The sequence below is a fragment of the uncultured Jannaschia sp. genome, assembly GCF_947494055.1.
GTDB lineage: Bacteria > Pseudomonadota > Alphaproteobacteria > Rhodobacterales > Rhodobacteraceae > Jannaschia.
On record NZ_CANLTR010000009.1, the window covers coordinates 70,476 to 91,033 of the forward strand.

The window sequence follows — 20,558 nt, forward strand, 5'->3', positions numbered from 1 at the left end:
GGACTTGCGGATTTCGTCAGGTCTCCGGGTCGATCATGTCCGAGGCGCCGCCATCCTCGCCCGCGGCGCCGTTATCGGCAACGCGCGCGACCGACACGACCTTCTCGCCGCCCCGCGTGTCGAAGACACGCACGCCACCGGCGCTGCGCGAGCGGAAGCTGATATCGTCGACGGGGCAGCGGATCGACTGGCCGGTCGAGGTGGCGAGCATGATCTGGTCGTCCATCTCGACCGGGAAGGCCGCGACGATCGGGCCGCCTCGCGCCGCGCGGTCCTGGGCGCCGACGCCCATGCCGCCGCGCCCGCGCACGGGATAGTCGTGCGAGGAGGACAGTTTGCCTGCCCCGGATTCGGTGATGGTCAGGATCAGATCCTCGGCCGCCGACATCTCCGAGTAGCGCTCCGTCGAGAAGTTCGGATCGGCCGGCGCCTCCTCCTCGTCGCCCTCGGCCTCGTCCGACAGGCCCGCCATCGCGCGGCGCATCTTGAGGTAAGCCGTCCGCTCCTCCGAGGTGGCGTCGAAATGCCGGATCACGGCCATCGAGACGACTGCGTCGTCCTCGCCGAGGCGGATACCGCGGACGCCGGTCGAGGCGCGGGAGTTGAAGACGCGCACGTCGGTCGCAGGGAAGCGGATCGCCCGGCCCGAGCGGGTGACGAGCATCACGTCGTCGTCGTTCGAGGCGATGCGCGCGTTGATGAGGTGCCACCCCTCGCTCTCGCCCTCGAACTTCATCGCGATCTTGCCGTTACGCATGACGTTGGCGAAGTCGCTGAGCGCGTTGCGGCGCACGGTGCCCTGATCGGTGGCGAAGACGACCTGCAAATCGCCCCAATCCTTCTCGTCGCGGTCCACCGGCATGATCGCCGCGATGCCGGTTCCGGTGGTGATCGGCAGCAGGTTGACGAGCGCCTTGCCCCGCGCCGTGCGCCCGCCCTGCGGCAGGCGCCAGGTCTTGAGCTTGTAGACCATTCCGTCGGTCGTGAAGAACAGAAGCGGCGTATGGGTGTTGGCCACGAAGAGCGTGGTGACCACGTCTTCCTGCTTCGTTGACATGCCGGCCGTGCCCTTGCCGCCGCGCTTCTGCGCGCGGAACTCGCCGAGTGGCGTGCGCTTGGCATAGCCCGAGGCGGTGATCGTGACGACCATGTCCTCCCGCTCGATCAGGTCCTCGTCGTCCATGTCGCCGGACCAGTCCGATATCTCGGTGCGGCGGGGCACGGCGAATTGCTGGCGGACCTCGCGCAGCTCGTCCTCGATGATCGAGAGGATGCGCGCGCGGGAGCCGAGGATGTCGAGGTAGTCCTTGATCTTGCCGGCCAGCTCCTCGAGCTCGTCGGTCACTTCCTTGACGCCGAGCTGGGTCAGGCGCTGCAATTGCAGGGCCAGGATCGCGCGGGCCTGGGTCTCCGACAGGTTGTAGGTGCCGTCGTCGTTCATCTTGTGGGTCGGGTCGTCGATCAGCCGGATGAACGGCGCGATCTCCTCGGCCGGCCAGCGGCGCGTCATCAGCGCCTCGCGCGCGGCGGCGGCATCGGCGGAGGCGCGAATCGTGCGTACGATCTCGTCCACGTTCGACACCGCCACGGCGAGGCCGCAGAGCACGTGGCTGCGTTCGCGGGCGCGGCGCAGCTCATAGGCGGTGCGGCGGGCGACGACGTCCTCGCGGAAGTCGAGGAAGGCGGTAAGGAAGCCCCGCAGGGTCAACTGCTCCGGCCGGCCGCCGTTCAACGCCAGCATGTTGCAGGCGAAGGACGTCTGCATCGGCGTAAAGCGGAACAGCTGGTTCATCACGACCTCGGGCGTCGCGTCGCGCTTGAGTTCAACCACCACGCGGACGCCCACGCGGTCGGATTCGTCCTGCACATGCGCGATCCCCTCGATCCGCCGTTCCTTGGCGGCCTCCGCGATGCGCTCCACCATGACGGCCTTGTTCACCTGGTAGGGGATCTCGTCGATGACGATGGCGAAGCGGTCCTTGCGGGTTTCCTCCACCCGCGTCTTGGCCCGCATGATGACCGAGCCGCGCCCCTCGAGATAGGCCTTCCGGATACCGGAGCGCCCGAGGATCGTGGCGCCGGTCGGGAAGTCCGGTCCGGGGACGATCTCCATCAACGCCTCGGAGGACAGGTCCGGGTTCTCGATCAGCGCGAGGCAGGCATCGATCACCTCGCCCAGATTGTGCGGCGGGATGTTGGTGGCCATGCCGACGGCGATGCCGCCCGCGCCGTTGACGAGCATGTTCGGGAACCGGGCCGGCAGGACGGTCGGCTCGGTGTCCTTGCCGTCGTAGTTCGGGACGAAATCGACGGTCTCCTTGTCGATGTCGGCCAGAAGCGCGCCGGCGGACTTGGCCATCCGCACCTCGGTGTAGCGAAAGGCCGCGGCGTTGTCCCCGTCCATCGAGCCGAAGTTCCCCTGTCCGTCGAGGAGCGGCAGCGACATCGAGAAGGGCTGCGTCATCCGCACCAGCGCCTCGTAGATCGCGCTGTCGCCGTGCGGGTGGTAGTTGCCCATCACGTCACCCACGGGGCGGGCGGACTTGCGGTAGGGTTTGTCGTGCGTGTTCCCGGTCTCGTGCATCGAATAGAGGATGCGGCGATGCACGGGCTTCAGCCCGTCGCGGAGGTCGGGAATCGCGCGGGAAATGATGACCGACATCGCGTAGTCGAGGAACGAGGTCCGCATCTCGTCGACGATGGAGATCTGCGGCCCCGCATGAGCCATCACCGCACGCCCGCTGCCTTCCGGCTCACCGTCCGTGTTTTCAGGGTCTTGCGGCTCGTCGTTCATGCAAAGCTCCACCCCGTCGGGGGCCTAGATGTAGTTGTGCCCTTTCCTAGCACCCGCTGAATATAGGCTCAACACCGTACCCGTATCGTATGCAGTTGAGATGCGTCTCCGGCCATGTACACTTTCCACATGGATGCGACGAATGTGCTGGTGACTGTTGGGGCTGCGGCGATCGGTGGGTGGATCGGCTTCCTGTTAGCGAAGTGGCGCGACGATCGGCTACGTGCCGTCAACTTAACGATGAGCCTTAAGAGCAACGAGTTCGTTCGTGTGCGCCTTCGGGTTCTGGAAGTCCTGCGGCGGCAAGATGTCGGGCGTAGCGAAGTGGCGGATTTTGCTCTGCCGCAATGGCGTACATTCCGCCTCGAACTGACCGAAGTGTTCAATCGGTACGACCTAATCTGCTTTCTTTTGGATAAGGGAGACCTCTCCCGTACCGTATTTGAGCGTTATTTGCGGACAAGTATCGCCGAGGACTACGCTTCGGCGCAGTGGGTGTTCGCTGCAATGGAGGGTTATTCAATCTTGGATGGTGGTGACATCCGTCGGCCATTCTTTCCCTGTATCCGCAGGGCGCTTGGTCGTACAAGACCGCGCGAACAGGACTAGGGTCGTTTCAGCGCCGCGGTGATCCAGACGATTGCTAAGACACTCGACAGGACCGCGTTCCAACCCGCCATCGTGAGACCGAACTGCCAGACGATGTCGTCGCACATGACAAGCGTCTCGGGAATATCGGTGGAGAGCAGGTCGCCGCCGGACATGCCGGAGATCCCCGCGCCGGACCCGGTGCAGGAGGCGGGGCCGGGCCACCAGACCTGCTCGACGCCCGCGTGGAAGGCGCCGATTCCCGCGGTCACGAGCGCCGCGAGCGCTGCGAGGCCGGCCATCGCGCGGGGCCAAAGCCCGGCCAGCGCCGCGATGCCGAGCGCGATCCCGACGGCATGCGGCCAGCGTTGCCAAAGGCACATGGCGCAGGGCGCATAGCCCGCGAGCTGGAACAGGAACGCCCCACCCAGAAGCCCGACATGGCCCGTCGTGGCGAGGGCGACGAGGCGTCTCATAAGTACCTCACGAGGAAGATCGCCCCGACGAGAAGCACGCAGAACAGCGTGAAGACGAGACCCAGCCGCCGTTCGATGAAGTCCCGCACCGGCGGGCCGAAACGCCAGAGCAGCGCTGCCACGAGAAAAAAGCGCAGGCCCCGCGCGACGATCGAGGAGATCACGAAGACCGGCACCGAAAGCCCCGTCGCGCCAGACAGGATCGTGATGACCTTGAAGGGGAAGGGCGTGACGCCCGCGATCAGTACCGCCCAGGCGCCCCAGTCGTTGTAGCGCAGGCGGAACGCCTCGAAGCTGTCGCCCTTGCCGAGCGCGGTCAGGATCGGCTCGCCCAGCGACTCCCAGGCGAAATAGCCGATCGCGTAGCCGAGGAGTGCGCCGAGGACGCTGGCGATCGTGCAGACGGCTGCGATGATCCAGGCGCGATGCGGCGCGGCGAGGACCATCGGGATCAGCAGGACGTCGGGCGGGATCGGGAAGACCGAGCTCTCGATGAAGCTCACCACGGCGAGGACCCAGATCGCCTGCGGATGGGCCGCCCAGGACAGGGTCCAGTCGTAGAGCTTGCGGATCATGGCGTTGCCGGTTCCATGGAAAACGGGCAGGGTCAAGCGCGAAGCATTTGAGGACGATCGTTATGCAGTGGCGCGGACGCAGGGGCAGCAGCAATATCGTGGATCGCCGGGGACGGCGTGGCGGTGCGGGGCTGGCCGGTGGCGTCGGCGGGTTCGGATTGATCGTCGTGGTCATCATCGGCTGGTTCCTCGGCATCGACCTGACGCCGCTGCTGCAGGGCGGCGGCGGGGGCGGCTACACCGACACGGCCGGCGAGACCCGGCCCCTGAGCGAGGCGGAGGAGGCCGAAGGCGAGTTCGTCTCCGTCGTCCTCGCCTATACGGAGGACGTCTGGGCGAACGTGTTCGAGACACAGGTCGGCGAGCCCTACGACCCGCCAATCCTCGTCCTCTATTCGCAAGTGACCCAGAGTCCCTGCGGCGGCGCGAGCGGTGCGACCGGTCCGTTCTACTGCCCGTCCGACAACCGCATCTATCTCGACACCGCGTTCTTCACGACGCTCGAGCAGCGACTGGGCGCGGGTGGCGATTTCGCGGCGGCCTACGTGGTCGCTCACGAGGTCGCGCATCACGTCCAGGACGAGCTCGGCATACTCGGCCAGGCCAACCGTGTCCGCGCGCAGAGTTCGCAGGAAGAGGCCAACGCGATCTCGGTCCGGATCGAGCTGCAGGCCGACTGCCTCTCCGGCATCTGGGCGCGTCAGACACAGGCGCAGTTCGGCACGCTGGAACGCGGCGACATCGAGGAGGCGGTGAACGCGGCACGCCAGATCGGTGACGACGTGCTGCAGGAGCGGGCGGGGCAGGTGCCGATGCCGCACACCTTCACCCACGGCACGTCGGAGCAGCGCGCGCGATGGTTCCAGACCGGGTTCGAGTCGGGCGAAGTTCCGTCTTGTGACACGTTCTCGGCCCAGCGTCTGTGATTGACCTTCATGCGGGTCGGGGCTAGGGCACGGCTGTCGCCCGAACGGGGCCCGTGTGGCGGAATTGGTAGACGCAGCGGATTCAAAATCCGCCGCCGCAAGGCTTGCCGGTTCGAGTCCGGCCACGGGTACCAAGTCCCAGGTGCGAGGCTGGAAGGCGACACATCCGATCCGGATGCACCCCGCGCGCTTTGATGCGTTGTGAATATCTGAAAATTCGATACAAAGGCCGCACGTCCGGGTGGGGGCGGTGCACGGGCCTCCGGGGGGCGGCCGCGGAGAACGCACTGGTTCAATTCCGGTGACGATCCAGACGCTCGGCCCCTTGCCGCAGCGCGTGGGATCGCCCCGGTGCCACGCCCGTCTTCCCGCGCCCGCCTGAGAGGACTCCGACTCCGCTTCGCCGTCCGGGCCCATGATGACGGGGCGGAGGTTGAACGACGATGACAGCTATTGTGGATCTCGAAAGGGATAGCTTGACGCGCGACGCGTCTCGCGCGCTTCGTCCTCGCGTGGCCTGCCGATGACCGATCGTACCCGGATCGGATTCGACGACCTCGCCGCCGGAACGATCGTCTCGGATCAGTACGCCTCGCTCGGGGTGCGGATCGATTCCCTGCGGCCCGACGGATCGCCGAACGGGCGCCACCCGGTCATGGCCTTCGACACCGCGCGACCGACCGGGGGGGATAGCGATCTCGCGACGACCAACCTTCGCAAGGTCCTGATCCTGTCGGAGGACGAGGACCGGTCCGATCCCGACGACAATGCCGATGGCGGGATCTTCGGCTTCGTCTTCGATCGGCTGGCATTCCTGCATTCCCTCCTGCTCCTCGACATCGAGAACGGTGCAACGGTCGAGCTTTTCGACGTCGATGGCCGCAGCCTGCTGACCCGCGAGGTTCGGACGGGCGATGGTGGACAGGTCGAGCTCGCCCTCGACACCGCGAACGTGAAGTCGATGACGGTCACGCTCGAAGGATCGGGCGCCGTCGACAACCTCGTGTTCACCGCAGATACCACGCCGGAGCCGGACGGTATCGTCGACGGGACCGACCGCGACGATTTGATCGAGGTCGGCTACACCGACAGGGACGGCGACCGTATCGATGGGAACGACGCGTTCCTGCCGGGCGAGCGCGGCGACGACGACATCGTGCGCGCCGGCGCCGGCGACGACACGATCCGGGGCTTCGCCGGCGACGACGAGATCGCCGCAGGTGCCGGCAAGGACGTCGTCGAGGGCGGCGTGGGCGACGACGTGATCGACGGCGAAGCCGGCGCCGACCGCATCGACGGGGGCTTTGGCGACGATTTCCTTCTCGGCGGGACTGGTAACGACACCATCGCCGGCGGCGTCGGGTTCGACACGGTCGAGGGGGATGACGGCAACGACGTCATCGACGGCGCCGAGGGGTCGGACAGGCTGTTCGGCGGCGACGGCAACGACACGCTGTTCGGCGGCATCGGGAACGACCTGCTCGATGGCGGGGCCGGGAACGACGATCTCCGGGGCGGCGACGGACGCGACATCCTGCGCGGCGACGACGGCAACGACCTGCTTGCCGGTGGGGCCGATGCGGACACGCTCTCCGGGGGGGCCGGGAACGACAACCTGATCGGCGGGGACGGCGACGACGTGCTGTCGGGCGACGGCGGCAACGACAACCTGTCCGGTGGCGCGGGCGACGACCGGCTGACCGGCGGGGCCGGGAACGACGACATTTTCGGCGGCGACGACCGGGACATCATCTTCGGCGCGACCGCGGGCGACCGGATCGACGGCGGGGCCGGGGGCGACGATTACGACATCCTCGATCTGCGCGGCACGAATCCGCGCTCGATCATCTACGACAGCCGCGATCCGGAATCAGGAATCGTGCGATTCGACCGGGGCGGCTTCGCGCGCTTCGAGGAGATCGAGCGCGTTGTTCCCTGCTTCACCCCCGGCACGCGGATCGCGACCGCGGCCGGAGACGTCGCGGTCGAATGCCTCCGGCCCGGCGACCGCGTGCGGACACGGGACGACGGCTTGCAGCCGGTCCGATGGATCGGACGGCGCGACCTTTCGGAGGCGGATCTCACGGCGGACGAGACGCTCCGTCCGGTGCGGATCGCCAAGGGCGCCCTCGGGCGTGGCCTGCCGGAGCGGGACATGCGCGTCTCGCCACAGCACCGCGTCCTCGTCTCCGACCCGATGACGGCGCTCTATTTCGGGCTGGACGAAGCGCTCGTGGCGGCCCGCCATCTGGTCGGCCGGCCCGGCATCACGCGGGAGGCCCGGGGACCGGTGAGCTACCTCCACCTCCTGTTCGAACGACACCAGCTCGTCCTGTCCGACGGGGCCTGGACCGAGAGCTTCCAGCCGGGCCCGCATTCGCTTTCCGGGCTCGCGCCCGACAGCCGGATCGAGATACTGCGGCTCTTTCCCGAACTGGCGCAGGATGCAGGCGCCTATCCCGCCGCCCGGCCGGCCCTGAAGCGGCGCGAGGCGGCGTTGCTGCGCTTCTGACCCATTCCCGTTTGTACCCCCCGGTTTTCGTGATAACCGGTGCGGACGGACACGCGCGGAGGGCTTATGCGGCGTTGGCATTTCTACGTCATGGGTTGGATCGCACTGATCTACGGCCTTCTCGCGGCGGCGGAATACGTCCTCATCGTCTACGGGCTCGAGGTCGCCTGGCTCGGTCTCTATCCCCGCGACCAGATCGTGTGGCTGGAAACGCTGCCGACCTGGGTGAATGTCGTTTGGGCAGTGCATTCGCTTCTGGCGCTGGTCGGCGCGCTCTGCCTGCTCGCGCATGTGCGGGCGGCGGTCTGGATGCTCGCCTTCGCCTTCCTGACGCTGCTCGTGCTCGCGATATGGGCGCTGTTCTTCGCGCAGCCGACGATGGTCGCGCTGGCGGATGGCGGGGCGCTCGTCTGGGTCACGACGGGGCTCGTGCTGCTTCTCACCTTCCTGTTCTACATCTACGCGCGTCAGGAAAAAGTCGCCGGCGAAGTTCTCTGAGGCGGTTTACCCGACCGGGCCGGGTTGCTAGGGCAACCCGACCTTAACGCTCGGGCTTTCAATGACATCTCGGCTGGAGATCCAGGGTCTCGTCCGCAGGCTGGGCGGGCGGGCCGTGGTGGACGACATCTCGCTCTCGGTTCCCGCCGGTCAGGTGACCTGCCTCCTCGGCCCGTCCGGCTGCGGCAAATCCACGACGCTGCGCCTGATCGCCGGGGTCGATCGTCAGGATGCGGGCTCCATCGCGCTGAACGGCCGGATCGTGTCCGACGGTTCGGTGCACGTTCCGCCGGAAGCGCGCGGCGTCGGGCTGATGTTCCAGGATTTCGCGCTTTTCCCGCATCTGAACGTGGCGCAGAACGTGGCCTTCGGCTTGCCGCGCGGGACGCGCTCCGCCGCGCGCGTGGCGGAACTCCTCGAACGCGTGGACCTCGCGGGCTACGACGCGAAGCATCCGCACGAACTCTCCGGGGGCGAGCAGCAGCGCGTCGCGCTGGCCCGTGCCCTGGCGCCGCGTCCGGGCATCATGCTGATGGACGAGCCGTTCTCGGGTCTCGACAACCGTCTGCGCGACGAGATCCGAGATGCGACGCTGAGCGTGCTGAAGGAGGAGGGGACCGCCGTGCTCCTCGTCACGCACGAACCCGACGAGGCGATGCGGATGGCCGACGAGATCGCGCTGATGCGTGACGGGCGGATCGTGCAGCACGCCGCGCCCTACAACATCTACAACGCCCCCGTGGACCGTGCGGCGGCTGCGTTCTTCAGCGACATCAACACGCTGACCGGCACCGTGCGGGGGGCGCTGACGGAGACGCCGTTCGGCCAGTTCCTCGCCCCCGGACAACCCGACGGAACCGAAGTGGACATCGTGTTCCGGCCCCAGCACGTGCGCATCGACTTCGACCGTGGGGGCCGCGGGCCGCACCCGACCGCGGCCGAGGGCACGCCCGCCCGAGGCATGGTGAAGCGCGCGCGTTTCATGGGAAAGGAGAGCCTCGTCGAGTTCGCCATGGACGACGGGCAAACGGTCACCGCAACGGTGCCGGCAGTCTTCCTGCCGAAGCCCGGCACGGTGCTTTGGCTGTCGATCCGGCGGGAACGCTGCTTCGTCTTCCGGCGGTGACCCGCAAGCCTGACGAACGACGCCGCCGCGTGGGACGCGACGGCGTTCGAACCGATTCTTCTTGTCGTCAGCCGCCCCAGCTGCGGACATTGCCGCAATCGACGTGGGTGAAGTTCGACCGGCTGTACTTGCCGACGCCGCCCGCCGAGCAGGACGCCGCCGCGCGTGCGACCTGGCTGACCGACCGCGAGGTCAGCCGCAGATCCGCCGCCTGACCTTCGAGGTGCAGGGAGTGCTTCGCCACGCCGCGCGACCTGGCGCGCAGCATGGCGTTGGTCGCCGGCGAGCGGTATCCGGACAGCAGCATGAACGGCTCGCGCACGTCCACGAGCCGATGCGTCGCCGCGATGATATCGAGCGTCCGATTGTCGATCGGATGGACTTCGTTGCGCCGCCAGTCCCGGAAGAAGACGTTTATCTCGCGCATCGCCTCGCCGATGTAGCGGCCATCGACCCAGTAGATCGTGTCCATCGCCTCGCCGGTGCGCGGATTGTACATCTTAATGCGGCGGATGTCGCCGCCGCCCCGGAGGAACCCAGCGGCGTTGGAATAGGTGGGCGCGGCCGCCACGGCGGTTGCCGCGAACGCACCGAGTAGCCCACGTCGAGAGATCGACGTGCCTGCACACGTTTGATTGGTCACAATTCTGCCCCGTTCACTGCTTGGACCGTCTAACGCGGCCTCAGGTGTCTCATCCCCATGTGACAGGATTTGTGTCGCACAATTCATCCGATTCTCGAACATTGTTCCCGGGGCGGCGGGGCGTGGGCGAAATTCCGCCAAGCACAGGGCATTCTGCGGGCTAGGGCGGATGTTGCCGGTCTGCCTAATCGGAGAATCTTTTCGTCCCCTTAACGAACTCGTGGGACCGTACGGCTAGATCAGAAAGCGCAACCATCTGCCGGGACGTCCGAAATGCTTCTCCGCGCCACCATGCTCTCGCTGGCGACCCTGCTCACCGCCATGCCGGCGGCCGGCACGCCGCGCATCACGCCGCTGACCCTCGCGGTCGCGCAGGCCGCGTCCGACGATCCGGTGGTGGCCACGTTCTATCGGTCGCGTGACTTCGCGCCGATCTGGATGGGACCCGAAGGCGACCGGGCCATCGTCGCGCGACGTGCGGCGTTCCTGCGTGCGCTCGACCGAGCCGGTTCGCACGGTCTGCCGATCGCGCGCTACGACCCGGCGGTCATCCGCGCGGAGTTCGCCCGCGCCTCCGATGGCGCCGCTCGCGGTGCTCTGGAGGTGGCGATGACACGGCGATTGCTGCGCTTTGCGAGAGACGTGAGCGCAGGCATCCTCGAGCCGGAGCGTGTCGACCCGGAGATCAAGCTCGAGATCGCTGCACCCGACCCGGCGAAGCTTCTCGAAGCGTTCACGACAGGAGATCCGGAGACCGCCTTGCAGTCGCTCTGGCCGAAGTCGCCCGTCTACCGTCGTCTTCTGCGGGAGAAATTGCGGCTGGAGGAGATCGGGGCCGCCGGCGGCTGGGGGCCGGGTGTCCCGGAAGGAACGCTGCGCCCCGGCGACGTCGGGCCGGGGGTCGTGGCGCTGCGCGACCGGATGATGCGGATGGGCTATCTGGACCGCACCGCCTCCGCCGTCTTCGATGCGGCGCTAGAAGCGGCGCTCCGCGATTTCCAGACCGATCACGGGCTCGACCCCGACGGGCAGGCCGGCCCGGCAACGCGGGCCGCGCTCAACGTGCCGGTCGAGGTCCGTCTGGGTCAGATCCTCGTCGGTCTAGAACGCCAGCGCTGGATGAACAGGCCGCTGGAGCCGCGGCATATCCTCGTGAACCTTGCGGAGCAACGCGCCTATGTCGTCGACGACGGCCGCGTGACCTTCGAGACGATTGTCGTCGTCGGCAAGGACACGCCCGGCCGCCGCACCCCGGAATTCAGCCACGAGATGACCCACATGGTCATCAACCCGACCTGGAACGTGCCCCGCTCGATCACGGTGAACGAGTATCTTCCGGCGCTCCAGCGCGGCGGCGCCCGGCATCTGGACGTCTATTCCCGCAACGGCAAGGTGAACCCCAGCGCGATCGACTTCACCCGCTACACCGCCGCGACCTTTCCGTTCAGCCTGAAGCAGCCGCCGGGCCCGCAGAACGCGCTCGGCCGGGTGAAGTTCATGTTTCCGAACCGCTGGAACATCTACCTTCACGACACGCCGGCCCGCAGCCTGTTCGCTCGCGACGTCCGCACGTTCAGCCACGGCTGCGTCCGCGTCGCGCGTCCGCTGGAACTGGCCTATCACCTTCTCGCGGCGCAATCCGACACACCCGAACGAGATTTCGACAGCAGGCTCGCCACCGGCCGGGAGACGCGCGTGAACCTCGAGCGGCCGATCGGCGTCCATATCGTCTACTGGTCGGCCTGGGTCTCGCCGGAGGGACGGGTCCAGTATCGCGGCGATCCGTATGGTCGGGATGCCACCCTGCTCGACGCGTTGCGCGACGCCGGGGTGGAACTGTCGGCGGAGCGCAGTTAAGTCCCCGGTCGGGAGCGGCACGGCTTCCGACGGAGGCTTTGCATGTTCACCCTGTCCGAGATCGCCGACACGCTGGGCCGTCCCGTCGAGGGGGATGGCAGCCTGCGCTTCGCGCGGGCGGCGGAACCGGCGGCGGCGGGGCCCGACGATCTCGCCCTGGCGATGTCGCCGGGATACGGCGACGCCCTGCGGCAGGGGCATGCGCGCGGCGCCATCCTTTGGGACGGGGCCGATTGGCGCGCGATGGGCCTCGAAGGCGCCGTCCTCGTCCCGCGGGCCCGTCTGGCGATGGCAGGGATCACGTCTGCGCTCGATGCGGGGCCGCGCATCGTGCCCGGCGTGCATCCGACGGCGATCGTCGAGAACGGGGCCGAAATCGGACCGGACGCCGCGATCGGTCCCTACGTGGTGATCGGGGCGGGCGCCCGCATCGGTGCTCGAGCCCGGATCGCGGCGCATGCTACGGTGGCCGACGAGGCGGTCCTCGGAGACGACGTCCTGTTGATGCAAGGTGTCAGGATCGGCGCGCGCGTGCGTCTGGGCCACCGGGTCATCGTGCAGCCCAACGCGGTCATCGGCGGCGACGGGTTCAGCTTCGTCACGCCCGAGGAATCCGGCGTCGAGCGCGCCCGCAAATCTCTGGGCGACCAGGGGGAGATCCGGGCGCAGAACTGGACCCGCATCCATTCGCTGGGCTCGGTCGAGATCGGCGACGACGTGGAGATCGGCGCGAACACGACGATCGACCGCGGCACGATCGCGAACACGGTGGTCGGACGTGGCACCAAGATCGACAACCTCGTGATGATCGGCCACAACGACCGGATCGGCGAGGATTGCCTGCTCTGCGCGCATGTCGGCGTCTCGGGTGGCACGACGATCGGCAACCGGGTCGTCCTGGCGGGCAAGGTCGGCGTCAACGACAACATCACCATCGGAGACGACGTTGTCGCGGGCGGCGGGACGAACATCTACACGCGCGTCGCTTCGGGCGAGGTCGTCATGGGCTCGCCGGCGGTGAAGATGGACACGAACATGGCCATGTACCGCGCTTTGCGACGCCTTCCGCGTGCGCTCGAACAGCTCGCGGATCTTCGCAAGCGCGTCGGAGGCGGTGATGGCGGCTGACCTGCGCGCTCAGGTTCATACGATCCTCGCCGAGCAGGCAATGATCGACGCGGACGACGTGACCGACGACCAGGCGCCGGCAGATCTCGGCATCGACAGCATGGGCGTGGTCGAGGCGATCTTCGCCATCGAGGAGGCGTTCGACATCCAAGTGCCGTTCAATGCCAACGCGCCGGGCGCACAAGGTTTCGACATCTCCTCCGTCGGCGCCATCGTCGCGGCGGTCGAGCGTCTCGTCGCCGAGCAGCACGACTGATCCGGGCCGGTGCGCCGCGTCGTCATCACCGGCCGGGGGACGATCAACGCGCTCGGGCGCGACGTGCCGTCGACGCTCGCCGCGATGCGGGCCGGGCGTTCCGCGATCGGTCCGCTGGAGATGCGCGATCTCGACCGGTTGACGATCCGGATCGGCGCGCAGGTGCGGGACCACGACGAGGCCGCGATCTTCGACAGGTCGGAACTCGCGCTCTACGACCGGGCGACGCAATTCACCATCCTGTCCGCGCGTGAGGCGATGGCCGAGGCTGGGCTGGAGATCGCATCGGCCCGGGCCGAGCGGGCGGGCGTGATCCTCGGCACTTCCGGCGGTGGGCTGACGACGCAGGACGCGAACTTCCGGGCCGTCTACGAGGCCGGGAAGAACCGGGTGCATCCCTTCGTCGTCCCGCGCTTGATGGCGAATGCGGCCGCCTCGCATCTCAGCATGCTTCACAACCTGAAGGGGCCGGCTTTCACCGTCTCGACCGCTTGCGCGAGCTCGAACCATGCGATTGCGCAGGCCGTCCAGATCATCCGCGCCGGAATGGCTGACGTGATGCTGACCGGCGGGGCGGAGGCGATGCTCTGCTTCGGCGGCGTGAAGGCTTGGGAGGGTCTGCGCGTCATGTCGACGGATACCTGCCGCCCGTTTTGCGCAACGCGATCGGGAATGGTGCAGGGCGAGGGGGCCGGCGTGTTCGTGCTTGAGGATCGCGAACACGCACTGGCGCGCGGCGCGACGATTCTGGGCGAGATCGCCGGCATCGCAATGAATGCGGACGCAGCCGATATCGTCGCACCCTCGCGCGTCGGCGCCGCCCGGGCGATGGCCGGAGCGCTGCGCGATGCCGGGCTCGATCCGCGCGACATCGGCTACATCAACGCGCACGGCACCGGGACGACCGCGAACGATCGAACCGAATGCGCCGCGATCCGGGAGGTTCTCGGGTCGGCCGCGGACGACGTGGCCGTGTCCTCGACGAAATCTATGCATGGTCATTGCATCGGCGCGACCGGCGCAATCGAGCTCCTGGCTTGCCTGATGGCGCTGACCGAAGGGGTGATCGCGCCGACGGCGAACTGGTGCGCGGCCGATCCGGAATGCGATCTCGACGTGGTGCCGAACGTCGCGCGCGAGGTTCCCGTCACGGCCTGCCTCTCCAACGCCTTCGCCTTCGGGGGGATGAACGCCGTGCTGGCGCTTGTCGCGCCCTGAAACGCAAAGGGCCCCGGCATGTGCCAAGGCCCTCCGTCGCGGTTGCGTTCGAATTATTCCTGGTCCACGACCTCGACCGCCGCGAGACCTGCGGTGAATCCGGACAGCGACATCGCGAGTTCCGCCGCCTGGTCCGGGGCGAGCGCCGGGACGACGACGAGTGTAGCCGTCGACCCGCGCTTGAGCGCCGCCACGTCTTCCTCGGTGAAGCCCATCCGGGAATAGCACCCCGACGGGTCGCAGAAGCTGAACGGGTAGCGCCGGGGCTCGCCGCCATCAATGGTCATCGTCACCTGCGCCGTCAGGAGCGTCTGCAGCGGGGTCAGGATCGTCGCCCCCACCGCGACATCGCCGCCATCGGGCAGGTCGAAGATGTTGACGTCAGCCGTCGGGTTGCCGTTCTGATCGGCGAGGCGCTGATAGAGCTGGCAAGGATCTTCCTGGCCTTCGGGCGCGCGGAGGCAGCGGACCTGCCAATCGCCGTGCTCCTCGCGGACGTAGATCTCGGGGCCGCCGCCGAGCGCCTCGCCGACATCCTGCCCGACCGACAGATCGCCGCCGGGTGCGGCGGAGTCGGCCTCGCCTGTGGCAGTTGCGGCATCCGCCGCCGGAGCGCCGGCCGCCGGCGCGTCGGGCGTCGGGACGACCTCCTCGCCGGCCGTTATGTCAGCCTCCGGCGCATCGGGCTCTTGGGAGAAGGCGGGAGCGGCGAGTACGAGGGCGAGCGCGAGCGCTGCGGGCAAACGGATCGGATGAACGGGCAAGGCAAGTCTCCTGTCGAGGTTTCCTGCGCCCGATATCATGCCGTTCGGGCGGTGTGCAGGGGGCGAATCGGGGGTGCGACCGCGGAGTGCGACACGGCTTCGCGAGCGGATTCTCGAACATGAAAAAGGGGCCTCGAACGAAGGCCCCTTCCCGTGATTTTTTCTCTCCCCGTCGGACTGGCCGACTTGATGGGGCAGACCATAGGCAGCGGGTTCTAAGCCGTCAACCGACGAAATCGGCGGCGTTCGACACGAAAAAAGCCGCGCGGTGGGAGCCGCGCGGCCAGTTCGACAGGGAGACAAACCGAGGCGGACGACACTGTGCGCCCCGATCTGCCGCTGTTATGGCAAAGTGGTTCTAAGATCCGGTTAATGGCGGGGGCGCGATCATGAAGCACGCGGGGGAAACGATCTTCTTGGGGGGCGGCGGAACCGATCACGCCGAGCCGCAGGGACTTCGGCTCGACCACGCCAACCGGCACGGACTCATCGCCGGCGCAACCGGGACGGGCAAGACCGTAACGCTGCAGATCCTGGCGCAGGGCTTTGCGGACGCGGGCGTGCCGGTCTTCCTCTCCGACGTGAAGGGCGATCTCGCCGGGCTCGCCATGCCCGGCTCGGACGTGCACGACCTGCACCCGGCGTTTCTCGAACGGGCAGCGCGGATCGGCCTCGAGCTCAGCTACGCCCCGGCACCCGTCACCTTTTGGGATCTCTGGGGCGAGGCCGGGCATCCGGTGCGCACGACGATCTCCGAGATGGGACCGCTGCTGCTCGCCCGGCTGATGGAGTTGACGGATGCGCAAGAGGGCGTCCTCGACATCGCGTTCCGCGTGGCCGACGCGGAGGGGCTGGCGCTGCTCGACCTGAAGGACCTACAATCGCTGCTGGTCTGGGTCGGGGAGAACCGCAAGGATCTGTCGCTGCGTTACGGCAACGTGTCGACCGCCTCCGTGGGCGCGATCCAGCGGCGGCTGCTGCAACTCGAGCGGCAGGGCGGTGATCGGCTCTTCGGAGAGCCGGCGCTGGAATTGTCGGATCTGATGCGAACGACGTCGGACGGGCGGGGGCAGGTCAACATCCTGGCGGCCGACCGTTTGATAAACGCACCCCGTCTGTATGCGACGTTCCTGCTCTGGCTCCTGTCGGAGCTCTTCGAACAGCTGCCGGAGGTGGGCGATCCGGAGAAGCCGAAGCTCGTCTTCTTCTTCGACGAGGCGCACCTTCTGTTCGACGAGGCCCCCCGTCCGCTGATCGACAAGGTCGAGCAGGTGGCTCGGCTGATCCGGTCGAAGGGCGTCGGGGTCTATTTCGTGACGCAGAACCCCGAGGACGTTCCCGAGGACATCCTCAGCCAACTCGGCAATCGTGTGCAGCACGCGTTGCGCGCCTTCACCGCGAAGGACCGGCGCGCTCTCTCGCAGGCGGCGCAGAACTACCGCGAGAATCCGCGCTTCGACATCGCGGAGGCAATTCGCGAGGTGGGCACGGGAGAGGCGGTCACGTCCTTCCTCGACCGCAAGGGCGTCCCCGGCATGGCGGAGCGGACCCTGATCCGGCCGCCAGCTTCGCGCCTCGGTCCGATCTCGGTGGCGGAGCGGGCCGCGATCGTCGCGGCCTCACCTGTGGCGGGACGCTACGACACGACCGTGGACCGCGAGAGCGCCTACGAGATCTTGGCAAAACGCGCCGCGGAATCGGCTACGTCAGAAGAAGCGAGCGAGCAGCGGAGGTACAAGTCGGGGCGGCGTTACACGGCGCCGTCGGGTGGCGATGCATCGCGCCGGTCGTCCCGTGGCGATACTGTCGGGGACGCCTTCACCAAATCGCTGGCACGATCACTCGGCACGCAGGTCGGCCGGACCGTCCTGCGCGGCGTCCTCGGCGGCTTGTTCCGGGGGCGCTGACGACGGGCCGAAGCGCGAGCGTCATTCCCATTCGATCGTGCCCGGCGGCTTCGAGGTAATGTCGTAGGTCACGCGGTTGATGCCCGGCACCTCGTTGATGATCCGCGTCGCGGTCTCTCCGAGAAAATCGTGGCTGAAGGGATAGTAATCCGCCGTCATCCCGTCGACGGAGGTCACGGCGCGCAACGCGCAGGCGAAGTCGTAGGTCCGACCGTCGCCCATCACGCCGACCGTTCGAACAGGCAGGATGGCGACGAAAGCCTGCCAGATCTCGTCGTAGAGGCCGTGGCGCCGGATCTGGTCGATGAAGACCGCGTCGGCCTTGCGCAGAATGTCGAGCTTCTCGCGCGTGATCTCGCCCGGGCAGCGGATGGCGAGGCCGGGACCGGGAAAGGGGTGGCGGCCGATGAAACTGGGTGGCAGGCCGAGCTCCCGGCCGAGTTCGCGCACTTCGTCCTTGAAGAGTTCGCGCAGCGGCTCGATCAGCTTCAACCCCATCTTCTCGGGCAGGCCGCCGACATTGTGGTGCGACTTGATCGTCACCGACGGGCCGCCCGAGAAGCTGACGGATTCGATGACGTCCGGGTAAAGCGTGCCCTGCGCGAGGTATTCGGCGCCGCCGACTTCGGCCGCATGCTTCTGGAAGACGTCGATGAAGAGCCGGCCGATCGTCTTTCGTTTCGTTTCCGGATCGGAAACGCCGTCGAGCGCGTCGAGGAACAGGTCGCGCTCGTCGGCATGGATGAGCGGAATGTTGTAGTGATCTCCGAACATCCGCACGACCTCCTCGGCTTCGCCCTGCCGCAGGAGACCGTGATCGACGAAGACGCAAGTGAGCTGATCGCCGATCGCCTCGTGAATCAGCACCGCCGCCACGGAGGAATCGACGCCGCCGGACAGGCCGCAGATGACCTTGCCGTCGCCGACCTGATCACGGATCGCCTGTATGGCCTGATCGCGGTAGCCGGCCATGGTCCAGTCGCCGTCGAAACCGGCGATCCGCACGAAGTTCTCGAACAGGCGCCGGCCCTTCGGCGTGTGGTGCACCTCGGGGTGGAACTGCATCCCGTAGAAGTGCCGCGCCGCATCGGCAACGACGGCGAAAGGCGCGCCGGGCGAAGTGGCGAAGACCTCGAAGCCGGGCGCAATGCGGTCCACATGGTCGCCATGCGACATCCAGACCTGCTCCCGCCCGGTCGATTCGAGCCCGTCGAACCAGCCCTCAAGCAGGTCGAGCTCGGTCTTCCGGGTTACGAAGGCGCGGCCGAATTCGGCGCTGCCCTCGCCGCGCACGACCCGACCGCCCAGCATCTGCATCATCGCCTGCTGGCCGTAGCAGATGCCGAGGACGGGGACGCCTAGCTCGAACACCTCTGCCGGCGGTCGCGGGCTGTCGGCATCGGGAACCGAGGCCGGGCCACCCGACAGGATCACCGCCCTCGGGGCCCGCGCGCTCAGCAGGTCGGGGGTGACGTTCTGGAACGGGTGTATCTCGCAATAGACGTTCAGCTCCCGCAACCGGCGGGCGATGAGCTGGGTCACCTGGCTGCCGAAGTCGACGATCAGGAGGCATTGGTGTTCGGGCAGATCCATGGATCGCGCCTTACGCGGGGGGCGTGCGGACGGCAAGATCGGCCCTCACTGCATGTCGCCTTTCGCCCGTCCGGGGCGCAAATGCACCGCCGGGCTGCGTCTGGTACCATTAGGGAGGGGCTCGACGACGCAAACGTTGGGGATCGGCATGGCGGAAGACGGACGCAGGCATGGACGGCGGGGCGGCGGTGGTGCCGCGAAGCGTGCGGAACGCATGTCGGGCCGTATCGATCAGGCCAGCTATATCGTCCGGAACATCCCGAACTTCGACATCCTGAACGAGGAGGCGCTGTCGATCATCGAGGATCGGGCCGAGACCGTGCTGGAGGAGATCGGCGTCTCGTTCCCTGAAAATCCCGGCGCGCTGGATCGCTGGCGGGTGGCAGGCGCGGACGTGCAGGGCGACCGCGTGCGCATTCCGCGCGGCCTGTGCCGCTCGCTTTGCGCGACGGCGCCTTCGACCTTCACCCAGATCGCCCGCAATCCCGAGCGGAACGTGGAGATCGGCGGGCGCAACCTCGTGTTCGCGCCGGTCTACGGCCCGCCTTTCGTGCGCGACGGGGGCGGACGGCGCTACGCGACGATGGCGGATTTCGAGAAGTTCGTCCGGCTCGGGCACGTGTCGAAGTGGTTGCACCATTCGGGCGGAACGGTCTGCGAGCCGACGGACCTGCCGGTCAACAAGCGGCATTACGACATGCTGATGGCGCACATGACGCTGACCGACAAGCCGTTCATGGGCTCGGTCACGGAACCGTCCCGCGCCCGCGATTCAGTCGAGATGGCCGACATCCTTTTCGGCGGCCTCGAGGATCGGACCGCGCTCGTATCGCTCATCAACATCAACTCGCCGCTCACCTTCGATTCGGTAATGATGGGGGCGCTGGAGGAATATGCCGCGGCCAACCAGGCGGCGATCATATCGCCCTTCATCGTCGGCGGCGCGATGGCGCCGGTTTCGGTCGCGGGGACATTGGTGCAGGTGCTGGCGGAGGTCATGACGGGCGTGGCCTACAGCCAGCTCGTCCGGTCGGGCGCACCGGTGATCTTCGGGGCGTTCGTGACCTCGATCGACATGAATTCGGGCGCCCCGACCTTCGGCACGCCGGAGGCGGCGCAGATCACCTATGGCGCCGGACAGCTCGCGCGGCGGTTGGGCCTACCCTATCGCAGCGCGGGCTCTTTCAACGGGTCCAAGCTGCCGGACGCACAGGCGGCTTACGAATCCGCGAACTCGCTCAATGCCGGACTGCTGTCCGGAGTGAACTTCATGCTGCATTCCTGCGGCTGGCTCGAAGGCGGTCTGGTCGCGGATTTTGAGAAGTTCGTGATGGATGCCGATCAGTTGGGCGTTCTGCACAAGCTGGCGCAAGGTGTGAGCGTCGACGACGATTCACTCGCGGTCGACGCGATTCGGGAGGTCGGCCCGGGCGGCCATTATCTGGGCTGCGCGCATACGCAGGCGAACTTCAAGTCGGCGTTCTGGAAATCCGATCTGCTGGACTATAAGCCGTTCGAGACTTGGGCCGACGAAGGCGCGCGGGACACGCGGGCTCTGGCGACCGCTCGGGTCGACAAGCTGCTGGGAGCCTACGAGCAACCGGCGATGGACCCTGCAGTCCGCGAAGCATTGCAAGAGTACGTGGAACGGAAAAAGGCGTCGATGTCCGACGCCTTTACCTGAAACTCTTCGTCCG

17 protein-coding genes and 1 tRNA gene are annotated in these 20,558 nt (G+C 67.4%); 12 read left to right on the forward strand and 6 right to left on the reverse strand.

Annotated elements, in window-relative coordinates; all coding sequences use genetic code 11:
• Positions 1 to 16: 16 nt before the first annotated feature.
• A complete protein-coding gene (gene gyrA / locus Q1A87_RS10580) occupies positions 17 to 2,794 on the reverse strand; it encodes a DNA gyrase subunit A (RefSeq protein WP_299650868.1) in 2,778 nt (925 codons plus the stop codon).
• 129 nt (positions 2,795 to 2,923) lie between these two features.
• Between gyrA and Q1A87_RS10585 the strand changes: the two genes are divergently transcribed.
• A complete protein-coding gene (locus Q1A87_RS10585) occupies positions 2,924 to 3,403 on the forward strand; it encodes a hypothetical protein (RefSeq protein ID WP_299650871.1) in 480 nt (159 codons plus the stop codon).
• On the opposite strand, the gene Q1A87_RS10590 is transcribed toward Q1A87_RS10585, so the two are convergent.
• Together Q1A87_RS10590 and Q1A87_RS10595 are read right to left on the reverse strand one after the other, a co-directional pair.
• Positions 3,400 to 3,858 (reverse strand): disulfide bond formation protein B, encoded by a 459-nt coding sequence (locus tag Q1A87_RS10590; RefSeq protein WP_299650873.1) that lies wholly within the window; start codon positions 3,856 to 3,858, stop codon positions 3,400 to 3,402. The two genes, Q1A87_RS10585 and Q1A87_RS10590, sit on opposite strands and share 4 nt — an antisense overlap.
• On the reverse strand, positions 3,855 to 4,433 hold the full coding sequence (locus Q1A87_RS10595) for a YqaA family protein (RefSeq protein WP_299650876.1): 579 nt from the start codon (positions 4,431 to 4,433) through the stop codon (positions 3,855 to 3,857). Before Q1A87_RS10595 ends, Q1A87_RS10590 begins: the two co-directional genes overlap by 4 nt.
• A gap of 62 nt (positions 4,434 to 4,495) precedes the next feature.
• Here Q1A87_RS10595 and Q1A87_RS10600 point away from each other — a divergent pair, with 62 nt between their 5' ends.
• The 5 genes from Q1A87_RS10600 to Q1A87_RS10620 all read left to right on the forward strand — a co-directional run bounded on the left by Q1A87_RS10600 (position 4,496) and on the right by Q1A87_RS10620 (position 9,495).
• Positions 4,496 to 5,359: a neutral zinc metallopeptidase gene (locus Q1A87_RS10600; protein WP_299650879.1), complete on the forward strand. Its 864-nt coding sequence runs from the start codon at positions 4,496 to 4,498 to the stop codon at positions 5,357 to 5,359.
• 49 nt (positions 5,360 to 5,408) lie between these two features.
• Positions 5,409 to 5,493: transfer RNA gene (locus Q1A87_RS10605), tRNA-Leu, on the forward strand.
• A 389-nt stretch (positions 5,494 to 5,882) separates the two neighbouring features.
• Complete coding sequence (locus Q1A87_RS10610) at positions 5,883 to 7,871, forward strand: Hint domain-containing protein (RefSeq protein WP_299650882.1); 1,989 nt, start codon at positions 5,883 to 5,885, stop codon at positions 7,869 to 7,871.
• A gap of 66 nt (positions 7,872 to 7,937) precedes the next feature.
• Positions 7,938 to 8,369, forward strand: coding sequence for a hypothetical protein (locus tag Q1A87_RS10615; protein WP_299650885.1), 432 nt, complete (start codon positions 7,938 to 7,940; stop codon positions 8,367 to 8,369).
• A gap of 61 nt (positions 8,370 to 8,430) precedes the next feature.
• Positions 8,431 to 9,495 (forward strand): ABC transporter ATP-binding protein, encoded by a 1,065-nt coding sequence (locus Q1A87_RS10620; protein WP_299650888.1) that lies wholly within the window; start codon positions 8,431 to 8,433, stop codon positions 9,493 to 9,495.
• Positions 9,496 to 9,562: 67 nt separating this feature from the next.
• Here Q1A87_RS10620 and Q1A87_RS10625 read toward each other — a convergent pair whose 3' ends face one another.
• Complete coding sequence (locus Q1A87_RS10625) at positions 9,563 to 10,138, reverse strand: DUF882 domain-containing protein (RefSeq protein ID WP_299650891.1); 576 nt, start codon at positions 10,136 to 10,138, stop codon at positions 9,563 to 9,565.
• A gap of 273 nt (positions 10,139 to 10,411) precedes the next feature.
• Here Q1A87_RS10625 and Q1A87_RS10630 point away from each other — a divergent pair, with 273 nt between their 5' ends.
• From Q1A87_RS10630 to Q1A87_RS10645, 4 genes are read left to right on the forward strand one after another with little or no spacing between them, the layout of a single operon-like run.
• On the forward strand, positions 10,412 to 11,995 hold the full coding sequence (locus tag Q1A87_RS10630) for a L,D-transpeptidase family protein (RefSeq protein WP_299650894.1): 1,584 nt from the start codon (positions 10,412 to 10,414) through the stop codon (positions 11,993 to 11,995).
• Positions 11,996 to 12,037: 42 nt separating this feature from the next.
• Entirely contained in the window at positions 12,038 to 13,123 is a 1,086-nt protein-coding gene (gene lpxD / locus Q1A87_RS10635) for a UDP-3-O-(3-hydroxymyristoyl)glucosamine N-acyltransferase (RefSeq protein ID WP_299650897.1), read from the forward strand.
• On the forward strand, positions 13,113 to 13,379 hold the full coding sequence (locus tag Q1A87_RS10640) for an acyl carrier protein (RefSeq protein WP_299650900.1): 267 nt from the start codon (positions 13,113 to 13,115) through the stop codon (positions 13,377 to 13,379). The genes lpxD and Q1A87_RS10640 overlap by 11 nt, the downstream gene beginning before the upstream one ends.
• A 9-nt stretch (positions 13,380 to 13,388) precedes the next feature.
• Positions 13,389 to 14,597, forward strand: a complete 1,209-nt coding sequence (locus Q1A87_RS10645; protein WP_299650903.1) for a beta-ketoacyl-[acyl-carrier-protein] synthase family protein — start codon at positions 13,389 to 13,391, stop codon at positions 14,595 to 14,597.
• Positions 14,598 to 14,650: 53 nt separating this feature from the next.
• Here Q1A87_RS10645 and Q1A87_RS10650 read toward each other — a convergent pair whose 3' ends face one another.
• Positions 14,651 to 15,361, reverse strand: coding sequence for an invasion associated locus B family protein (locus tag Q1A87_RS10650; RefSeq protein ID WP_299650906.1), 711 nt, complete (start codon positions 15,359 to 15,361; stop codon positions 14,651 to 14,653).
• 389 nt (positions 15,362 to 15,750) lie between these two features.
• On the opposite strand from Q1A87_RS10650, the gene Q1A87_RS10655 reads away from it, so the two are divergent.
• A complete protein-coding gene (locus tag Q1A87_RS10655) occupies positions 15,751 to 17,268 on the forward strand; it encodes a helicase HerA-like domain-containing protein (protein WP_299650909.1) in 1,518 nt (505 codons plus the stop codon).
• A gap of 21 nt (positions 17,269 to 17,289) precedes the next feature.
• Here Q1A87_RS10655 and guaA read toward each other — a convergent pair whose 3' ends face one another.
• Positions 17,290 to 18,855, reverse strand: coding sequence for a glutamine-hydrolyzing GMP synthase (gene guaA, locus Q1A87_RS10660; RefSeq protein WP_299651038.1), 1,566 nt, complete (start codon positions 18,853 to 18,855; stop codon positions 17,290 to 17,292).
• A 154-nt stretch (positions 18,856 to 19,009) separates the two neighbouring features.
• On the opposite strand from guaA, the gene Q1A87_RS10665 reads away from it, so the two are divergent.
• A complete protein-coding gene (locus Q1A87_RS10665) occupies positions 19,010 to 20,545 on the forward strand; it encodes a trimethylamine methyltransferase family protein (protein WP_299650912.1) in 1,536 nt (511 codons plus the stop codon).
• The last annotated feature ends 13 nt before the right edge of the window (positions 20,546 to 20,558 follow it).

Coding starts and splice junctions, on each gene's coding strand:
- Q1A87_RS10595 (WP_299650876.1), bottom strand. CDS start 4,433: ATGATCCGCAAGCTCTACGACTGGACCCTGTCCTGGGCGGCCCATCCG.
- Q1A87_RS10600 (WP_299650879.1), top strand. CDS start 4,496: ATGCAGTGGCGCGGACGCAGGGGCAGCAGCAATATCGTGGATCGCCGG.
- Q1A87_RS10615 (WP_299650885.1), top strand. CDS start 7,938: ATGCGGCGTTGGCATTTCTACGTCATGGGTTGGATCGCACTGATCTAC.
- Q1A87_RS10620 (WP_299650888.1), top strand. CDS start 8,431: ATGACATCTCGGCTGGAGATCCAGGGTCTCGTCCGCAGGCTGGGCGGG.
- Q1A87_RS10665 (WP_299650912.1), top strand. CDS start 19,010: ATGGCGGAAGACGGACGCAGGCATGGACGGCGGGGCGGCGGTGGTGCC.
- lpxD (WP_299650897.1), top strand. CDS start 12,038: ATGTTCACCCTGTCCGAGATCGCCGACACGCTGGGCCGTCCCGTCGAG.
- Q1A87_RS10655 (WP_299650909.1), top strand. CDS start 15,751: ATGAAGCACGCGGGGGAAACGATCTTCTTGGGGGGCGGCGGAACCGAT.
- Q1A87_RS10590 (WP_299650873.1), bottom strand. CDS start 3,858: ATGAGACGCCTCGTCGCCCTCGCCACGACGGGCCATGTCGGGCTTCTG.
- gyrA (WP_299650868.1), bottom strand. CDS start 2,794: ATGAACGACGAGCCGCAAGACCCTGAAAACACGGACGGTGAGCCGGAA.
- Q1A87_RS10630 (WP_299650894.1), top strand. CDS start 10,412: ATGCTTCTCCGCGCCACCATGCTCTCGCTGGCGACCCTGCTCACCGCC.
- Q1A87_RS10640 (WP_299650900.1), top strand. CDS start 13,113: ATGGCGGCTGACCTGCGCGCTCAGGTTCATACGATCCTCGCCGAGCAG.
- Q1A87_RS10610 (WP_299650882.1), top strand. CDS start 5,883: ATGACCGATCGTACCCGGATCGGATTCGACGACCTCGCCGCCGGAACG.
- Q1A87_RS10585 (WP_299650871.1), top strand. CDS start 2,924: ATGGATGCGACGAATGTGCTGGTGACTGTTGGGGCTGCGGCGATCGGT.